Origin of the sequence: Pedobacter namyangjuensis (assembly GCF_003313325.1) — a bacterium.
GTDB lineage: Bacteria > Bacteroidota > Bacteroidia > Sphingobacteriales > Sphingobacteriaceae > Pedobacter > Pedobacter namyangjuensis.
Genome location: NZ_QMHQ01000005.1, coordinates 176,687 through 184,879, shown reverse-complemented (window position 1 = coordinate 184,879; position 8,193 = coordinate 176,687). Strand labels below are relative to the sequence as shown.

The window sequence follows — 8,193 nt, the reverse complement described above, 5'->3', positions numbered from 1 at the left end:
CGGAAAAACAATCATTGAACGTTTAAACCCTTGCCCCCTAACCTTCAACCCACAACAGAATATCCTGCACCGCCCCAAGAGCGCAGGCCAGAAAGAACGGCGGGCCATGCGTAGGCCTCGAGCGTAGAAGCATCGTTCTTTCTTGATTTTTTGGTTTCTTTTTCATCAAGGAAAAAGAATCTTGCCCCGCGGCAAAGAGCGAAAAAACAATCATTAAATGTTCAAACCTTTGACCCCTAACCTTCAACCCCCAACAGAATATCCTGCACCGCCCCAAGAGCGCAGGCCAGAAAGAACGGCGGGCCACGTGTCGGCCTCGAGCGTCGAAGCATCGTTCTTTCTTGATTTTTTGCTTCTTTTTTATCAAGAAAAAAGAAGGAGCCCCTCGGCGGCGATGAGCCGAGGCAAGCCTTGTGTGATGTCATTTTAATTTAGAATGATTACCCAACACTTTTGATCACTAAAATCACTTTCTCCCCAGCTTCCAAAACAGGGTAAACCAATCGTTGCAAACGCTCCAGAGCAACCCTACTATAATTACCTTGTCCCTCACCAGTACATTTGGTAACCGGCGCAATGCAACCCTGCAGTTCCCGCAAAGCGAAATTTGCTGGGTGGATTAAAATCCCTTCACGATTTACAACATTGGCAATTGCCAACTGCAAACCATGTTTGGTATGCATACGTTTTATCAACAAATACCTACCCTCAGGTATACAGCTAATATTTCGCTTATTATCCCGCCAAGGTAATTCAATGGTATCACAAACATGCTCCCCACGATAGCTAATCTTTCCGTTAGTTCCCGACTTATAATAAGTCCTAGTCAAAAAGATTTCCATTACAAACCGTTTACTTGAACAACCACTAAACCGTTGTAGGCACCATTGCTCAAAATGTAATCAACACCATTTACACGTTGATAAAAACTAACGCCCAGCAATAAAAAAATAGGTTTTGTTGCAGCAGGTGTTACATTACAACTCAAATTCGTAAGTGGCACCGCAACTTCAGTCACTGGCAGAACCGCACTATCTGTTACATTTAAAACATAAACAGATTCTTCAAAATCAATAACTGCAGTAGCAGCACTCAGTTTAAAATGCGTTGCACCTCTAGGTGAGGCCACCATATCCCTGGCATTAAATGCTTCGAAATTAATGTTCGCTACACCGGTTGCCCTATCGATACCTGTAGAGTATGGCATGTTCACTGTGGTGCTAACAATACCATTAGCATTAAACTCAAAGCCAGCTAACATTTCCGTTTCCGCATCCAGCACCATACGCATGCCTCTTTCGTTAATGGTGTCGGCCTGCACAACCTTAAGCATTTGCTTCGACAAACGATTGCTGATTTTCTTATCAGCCAATTGGCTGGTCAAAGTTTTAAAAGCAGTTCTAAAAAGCTTCCCAGCTCTCGCGGCCCTCCCAAATTCCGCACCATTTTCCCTTGTGCGCTGGTATCTTGGGTCATTGGCAATTCTATCTGCCGAAACCCCACCCTTTGTACGTGCTTGATACCCATCTTTTGTTTTGTAAAAGGCTAAATCCCCGATTTGTCCTTTTAATTTAATAATTCCTTCCTGACGTGCCATAATATGGTTTTTTACATCTTGTTTACAAAATTGCAAACAACCCATTTACCACCCGTCGCGAATAACGTAGTATGCGTTTTCAATCACTTTTACTCACATAATTCACTAAAACTTTCTAGCCAAAACTGATACTGCCAACCGGCAACCCATAGAGAACTACAACTTCGTTTCCTGCGCAAACATTCATTTTTTTCACTTGCACGCTCAAACTCAAAACTTTAAATTAGTTCTAATAAATAACCGTTCTTTTAAACAACGCTTGGGCAGGGATAAGTTTACTATGCCGATAGACATTCATAGATGAAGCATAGATCAAGTAGGGATCAAGTATAGATGAAGTACTGTAATAGTACTAAACTTGAAAAACCACCAACTTGGTAAAATAGGCTTATGGCACCTCCAAATCTGTTGCGGGCACAACACCTAAAACATGAAAAGAGTATGCATTTATCCGAAAGATGTTAGTTTATTAACCGGTAAAAGTCTAAGGCACGCACAAAAAATACTGCAGGATTTGAAGATTGTATTAAATAAATCGAAAAATCAGTTTATAACGATTGAGGAGTTCGCTAACTACTCTGGTATAGACAAAGAAACAGTAGCAAAAAGCTGTGCCTAAAACTCTACCAAAAACAAGACCCGCTATCATCCCCGGGTTTTGTTTGTAAACTCAAATGCATACAATAAAATTACGTTTTGCACTTAGCCAAAGGCAAACAATTTAGCTTTGTAAAACAATTAAAATCACTTATAAATATCGGTTAAGATTAAATAGTAAATGGTTTTTCTTGGATAAATTTTTCGTATGCATTCCATTCTGCCGTTGCCATGCGGTAGCATTCTTGTTCTTTAATTATCTTTAAACTGTCTACACCCGCCTCCCTCAACTTATCATAGGTTAACAGTTCTTTTGGCGCTAGGTCTAATACTTTTCTTAACAACCAATCTTCTAATAAATTGGATGAATGGACGTAAAAATTACGGCAATCGTAACACACATGTGCCCTTACTATACTACCACAAGGCAACAGGCAATTAAAAATCTTTTCTCCATCAGGAAAAAACTGTGGTTTTAAGCCGTCGAGTAAAATAGGAAAAGTCAAAGCAATTACATCACTTACTGTTCGGGTCCAGAGAGAATTCCATCGGTTTAACTGGGTAAACTTGGGCACAGGTTCATCTCCATAGGCTTTGCTAACCGGGCTATACAAGGGGATAATGATAAAATTTTGTTCCATATACCTATTTCCATTGAAAATAATGCGATCCGTTTTACGGAAAACCGTAATTATTGTTTTGTAGGATGCCCTATCTTCAACGAGCGATTTAGAATGAAAAGCTTTTTTTAAAACTATCTTAAACAAGCCCCACTAACTGCAAGGCTTGTTTAAACGATAGACTATTAGCACACCAATGCCAACATAAATGAGGAGCGATTTAAACGGGAAACTGTATCAATCTACTACAAGGATAATTTTTAGCCTTAGAAATAAAAAATCGAAAGTACCAACTATAGCTTAACGAGGACGAACACCGAACTAACGAGGACGAAATCTTTTAGGCACTGGAAAATTCCTTATGTATTTCCATGCTAAAACTCATCCATTCTAAAAGCTTAATTAGCATAAAAAATCAAAAAAATGAAAATACAACTGCACGACACTATCATCTGTCGTACGCCGGCTTTTGGCGTAGACCGAACACTGGAAAATTCCTTTGAGCTATTAAAAGCTAAAATAAAAACAGCTTCACCATCGTTTTTTTCACTACTCGAAGAGTTAAGCCTAAACGAACTGCACAAGTTTACAGAAAAAGCGCAGTTTACCTTATGGAAATACTTTAATAGGGCTAAGTATAGGTCTACACCTTATAGCACTTTTGCAGCCATAACGGTTTTACCGCTAGCTAATGACGAAGAAATGCCCATCTTAAATGAGCAAATGGAAAGCTTTGTACTGCCCGACTGGAGCGAGAAGTTGATCTTGGCGAATTACATTACTGCATCCAGCGCCAAGTACTTTGTAAGCAACAGTAGCTACTATTTTTTGGACAATGAAATCCGTTATATTGTTTACCAACAAGGCCAATTCCAGCTTAGTAGCGTAGCCTGTATCCCCGAATTAGCCGCCTTGTTAATTTTATGCAGAAATGTAAGCAGTAAGGAAACTTTGTTAAAATTGATGCAGACATGCTTTGATTTTAACGAGAGCAGCACTATAGCCTTACTAAATCAATTGATTTCCTTACAGCTTTTGCTATGCGACTTACATCCCAACATTACAGGTACGGATTATTTTGAACGCTTGGATTACAAACCTTTATCGGTAGGCCATGATTATATCATTGCCTCGCGAAAATTGAAAAAGGGCAGTTTTTACAAAAACAAATTGCAACACCTCAGTTCCTTTTTAAATTTTGCCTGTAAAAATTGGCCTACTCCTACAAATGAAAACATGGAGCATTTTAAGCAACAATTTAATGCTCGTTTTGATCAGCAGGAAATTTGTTTAGCCTTAGCGCTGGATCCTGAAGCAGGGATAGGCTACGGTAATTTGGCACATGATTTTAATGCGAACCCACTGGTCTCGGAACTTAAAAACAATAGCAGCACAATTATTAACAAGCGGATCAGCTACGGCAATTTGCATTCCTTTTTACTAAATAAAATGATGCTAGGCCGAGAAATTTTACTGGAAGAATTTGCTGGTGTTACGCCGAATACACCTTTAATAACACCCAATACCATTAGTGTATTGTTTGAGCTCTATAAAGGTAACCCTGTGATTTATTCCGCCGGGGGAACCAGTGCAAATGCTTTATTAGGGCGTTTTAGCCTAGGCGATAATACGATAGCACAGTTATGCAAAACTATGGTAGCGATCGAGGAAAAAGCTAACGAGGACGTATTGTTTTTTGACATTGCTTACCAGGCAGAACAACGAGTGGATAATGTTAATCGCAGGTTGCAGCTTTACAACTATGAACTTCCCCTGCTAACCTGGTCAACGCACTCCACACCATTAGATTTGGAAGACATCATGGTTAGCATTAGCAGCAATGAAGTTATCCTCCGCTCCAAAAAATTAGGCAAACGTTTAATACCTAGGCTCGCCACGGCGTACAATTATAATCGTTCAGATTTAGCGGCGTTTCGTTTTCTTTGCGATCTTCAACATCAGAACATTAGGAGCAATTTTGGCATCAGTTTACCAATACTGTTTCCTGATTTGGATTTTTACCCACGTGTAAGCTATAAAGGCATAATCGTTTCGGCTTCCAAGTGGCTTTTTAAAAAAAGCCGTATTTCTGATGCAAATGGAATAAAAAGCTTGGATATAGACAAAGTAAAACAATGGTTGCTTGAAAATAACATTATCGGTTTTTTTAAGGTGGGCGATACCGATCAGACCCTAACCTTTAACACAAAGCAAGAGGAAGATCTGCTGATGTTTTTGACTTATGCACAACAACAAAACTCAGATTTCTATGTAACTGAAGGTTTATACGATGAAAAAGATATGGTAAAAGATGAACATGGCGCCTTATACCATCCACAATATATTGCCAGTTATTTTCACGAGGAAAGAGTTTATCAAAAAACCAAACGCCGAGACAAAGCAAAAACCGAAATAGAATCGCCTGGTGGCGAATGGCTATATTTTGAAATCTATGCCCATCCAAATCAATCTAATAGGCTCTTGCAACTCATATGGAAAAGTTTTATCAAGCCTCATAAATTGAAATTAAAAGCTTGGTTCTTTATTCGTTACTTTGATCCAAAACCACATATCCGTTTAAGGCTTCAGCTTAAAGATGCGGCACAAACCTTTGCCCTTATGCGTTTGCTAAGAGCTATACTAGATACCGATGTTAAATCTAACTTGGTAAACGATATTCAATTAAAAACATATTACAAGGAAATGGAGAGGTATGGCCCTAAACGCATGCATTTAGTAGAGCAGTTTTTTTCTGCGGATAGCGAATTTGTGATAAAAAGCCTTAAAAAGTATATTCACCAGCCTTCGCAATTAGGCGCCACTTTAGCTCTCATGCAATTGCTCGTACAAAATACCTTCGATGACATTACCGAACAGCTAACATTTGCAAAGCATTTGGCAAACAGTTTTGCTAAAGAATTGGATATAGATCAGGAGGGTTTTAAAAAAATTAACGCAAGTTTTAAGCAGCTTACTATTTTGCCTAATTTAACTCCCATACAAATCTTGCCCTCCTATGCAAGGCTTTTCGGAAAATTGATAGAGGATTGCGAGAATGCAGAAACTAAAACCAGACTGTTGGCAGATTTAATACATATGCATATAAACAGAACCTTTAGTATCGACCAGAGAGTTTACGAAGCTATATTATATCAATATCTTTTGCGTGTTTTGCAACAGCAGGCTTATACTGCAAAAGCGAAATAGCTATACTTAACCGTACCGAAAACTTATTGCCTTTGGCCTCATGGCTAAAGGCATAGTTTTTACCGTAGGCAAACCCAAGTCGCTCATCTACATTTTTCAGTCCGGTTTTATTGCTCATTAAGGTTTGCAGTCGACCAATGCTATTATTGGTTTCTATCCGTAAAACCTCCCCATCAATCGCTAATATAATTTCAGCTCGATCTTTTTCATCGCTGGTTAAGTAGCCGTGTTTAAAAACATTTTCTACCAGTGTTAGCAATACCAAAGGGATTATTTTAAGCTCTAAAGCTTCTTCGGGATAAATGAAACTAATTGCAAGTCCGTTGTTTTTTCTTATTTGGTAAAGGAAAATAAGATTTTCTACCTGCTCTATTTCATCACCGAGCCTGATGTTTTGCTCCCTTTCTCCCGCTGCTATGGCAAAACGCATCATTTCCGCTAATCTCGCTACGGCCTCTCCTGCCATAGGCGAGTGTTTATTTACATTATGGTAAACAAAATCTAGGGTATTAAAAAGAAAATGCGGATTGATCTGCGCCTTTAAAAAAGCATTTTGCGCATTAGTTAATTCCTGTTGCATTTGCTGGTGCTGGATAATTGCCTTAAGCTTATCCTGCTCCAATTCTTGAGCCCTTTTTCGTTCACGCAAATAGGTGCTTAAGAAATAATAACCAGTTGAGAAACCGAAGAAATATATACCTCGATACAAATTCCTTATGATCACTGACATATTAAGTACATATACTCTCGGAAGTGTGATCAAATCTAATGCGATTAAAATTTTGTCTAGGCCAAAATGAATTACGACGTACGTACTAATCTGAAGTAAAAATAATGGCAAAAAAAACAGAATTGCCTTTTTGCCTTTTTTAAAACAGAATGGCAGTAATATTTCAGAATGAATATAAAAAAAAAGAATATTAATTAAAAAATGAAGGGGGGCAATTATAGGATGTGGATAGCTATTATTCATAAGCCCCGCAGCAATTTGTTCATAAACGAAGAAGAGTAACCAACTTGAGATATGAACCTTATTAACAATAAGCCATTCATGGACTTTTTTAATCATATTCTTTCTTTATGAATAGAATTTAATGCCACCCATATAATAATTTACTGGTAAATAGAGGCGAAGGCTAAGTTTCATAAAATTTTAGAAATTATGAAACAAAGAACGTTAAAAATCAGCCAAAAAAATCTATTTATTTACAAATCTGTTAAAACTTCAAAAGCAAAAAATTTAAGAGAGACGGACCCTACAACCAATACTACAAACAATACAACTACCTCTATTCTTTGTTAGATTTTTTTTTCAAAGTAGGGATTAGAAAACCTTCCCTACTTTGATAATTTTTTCACTAACAAATATTTCAAAGGCGATTTTATAATTATCCCCAACAGTCAGTTTTAGCCCATTATTTAACTGTATTGTATTACCATCTATCGCCTCAATCTTCTGCCTATTTATGATATAACTCCTGTGCAACTGCATAAACTCCGTTTTACTGGCTAAAATTCTAGCCATTTCAGTAAGTGATAGGTAAGTAAGTATATTTCTATGGCTTGTATGAATTAGAATGTAGTTCTGTTTACTCTCTACCGCAATTACATCTGCAAAATTAATCTTAATCAATTTTAGATTATCCTCTTTACTTTTAACAAAAAAGAAGTCTGCAACTGCTTGTTCGGCTACCGGTTTTTGTTCATTTAGCTTTGGCAACAGTTTATGTACAGTTATTGCAAATTTCCCTAAAGTATAAGGTTTTAATAGATATGCATCTGCGTTAGCCTCAAAGGCTTCAAAAGCGTACTTGGTATGTGCCGTTGTAAATATGAGCCTGTCGGTTTTGCTTCTAATCTCTCTGGCGAGCTCTATCCCGCTAATCATGGGCATGTCTACATCCAAAAATATCAAGTCTAGTTTACCTAATCCATCTATCTCATTTAAAACGTTTAAGGGTTCGGTATAACATTTAACCAAGTTTAAACCTGCTATAGTTTCTACGTATCCTTTTAGCCCCTCAATAGCGTGTGGCTCATCGTCTATAATTATACACCTGTACATCTAACTTTCTTTACAGTTAAATATGTGCAAATTGTACGATTTTAGCAACAATTACAGTATTTTCGCGTAGAATAATCTGGCGTTCAAATAGAAAATAGACAATTTCG

The 8,193-nt window shown here is 37.7% G+C and carries 7 protein-coding genes; 2 read left to right on the top strand and 5 right to left on the bottom strand.

The window, feature by feature from the left end; translation table 11 throughout:
* Positions 1-440: 440 nt before the first annotated feature.
* Entirely contained in the window at positions 441-842 is a 402-nt protein-coding gene (locus tag DUT69_RS18320; RefSeq protein ID WP_113654726.1) for a DUF5675 family protein, read from the bottom strand.
* Positions 842-1,597, bottom strand: a complete 756-nt coding sequence (locus DUT69_RS18315; protein WP_113654735.1) for a hypothetical protein — start codon at positions 1,595-1,597, stop codon at positions 842-844. Before DUT69_RS18315 ends, DUT69_RS18320 begins: the two co-directional genes overlap by 1 nt.
* A 430-nt stretch (positions 1,598-2,027) precedes the next feature.
* On the opposite strand from DUT69_RS18315, the gene DUT69_RS18310 reads away from it, so the two are divergent.
* Positions 2,028-2,216, top strand: coding sequence for a hypothetical protein (locus tag DUT69_RS18310; RefSeq protein ID WP_113654725.1), 189 nt, complete (start codon positions 2,028-2,030; stop codon positions 2,214-2,216).
* Positions 2,217-2,364: 148 nt separating this feature from the next.
* On the opposite strand, the gene DUT69_RS18305 is transcribed toward DUT69_RS18310, so the two are convergent.
* Entirely contained in the window at positions 2,365-2,835 is a 471-nt protein-coding gene (locus DUT69_RS18305) for a hypothetical protein (RefSeq protein WP_162796359.1), read from the bottom strand.
* Between the two features lie 402 nt (positions 2,836-3,237).
* Between DUT69_RS18305 and DUT69_RS18300 the strand changes: the two genes are divergently transcribed.
* Positions 3,238-6,021 (top strand): lantibiotic dehydratase, encoded by a 2,784-nt coding sequence (locus DUT69_RS18300; protein ID WP_113654723.1) that lies wholly within the window; start codon positions 3,238-3,240, stop codon positions 6,019-6,021.
* Here DUT69_RS18300 and DUT69_RS18295 read toward each other — a convergent pair.
* Both DUT69_RS18295 and DUT69_RS18290 read right to left on the bottom strand, forming a co-directional pair.
* Positions 5,957-6,751: a sensor histidine kinase gene (locus DUT69_RS18295; protein WP_162796358.1), complete on the bottom strand. Its 795-nt coding sequence runs from the start codon at positions 6,749-6,751 to the stop codon at positions 5,957-5,959. The two genes, DUT69_RS18300 and DUT69_RS18295, sit on opposite strands and share 65 nt — an antisense overlap.
* Positions 6,752-7,345: 594 nt before the next feature.
* A complete protein-coding gene (locus DUT69_RS18290) occupies positions 7,346-8,086 on the bottom strand; it encodes a LytR/AlgR family response regulator transcription factor (RefSeq protein WP_113654721.1) in 741 nt (246 codons plus the stop codon).
* Positions 8,087-8,193: the final 107 nt, after the last annotated feature.

What these genes read in the sequence shown, in the direction of transcription:
- DUT69_RS18320 (WP_113654726.1), bottom strand. Translation starts at nt 842, where the DNA reads ATGGAAATCTTTTTGACTAGGACTTATTATAAGTCGGGAACTAACGGA.
- DUT69_RS18315 (WP_113654735.1), bottom strand. Translation starts at nt 1,597, where the DNA reads ATGGCACGTCAGGAAGGAATTATTAAATTAAAAGGACAAATCGGGGAT.
- DUT69_RS18310 (WP_113654725.1), top strand. Translation starts at nt 2,028, where the DNA reads ATGAAAAGAGTATGCATTTATCCGAAAGATGTTAGTTTATTAACCGGT.
- DUT69_RS18305 (WP_162796359.1), bottom strand. Translation starts at nt 2,835, where the DNA reads ATGGAACAAAATTTTATCATTATCCCCTTGTATAGCCCGGTTAGCAAA.
- DUT69_RS18300 (WP_113654723.1), top strand. Translation starts at nt 3,238, where the DNA reads ATGAAAATACAACTGCACGACACTATCATCTGTCGTACGCCGGCTTTT.
- DUT69_RS18295 (WP_162796358.1), bottom strand. Translation starts at nt 6,751, where the DNA reads ATGTCAGTGATCATAAGGAATTTGTATCGAGGTATATATTTCTTCGGT.
- DUT69_RS18290 (WP_113654721.1), bottom strand. Translation starts at nt 8,086, where the DNA reads ATGTACAGGTGTATAATTATAGACGATGAGCCACACGCTATTGAGGGG.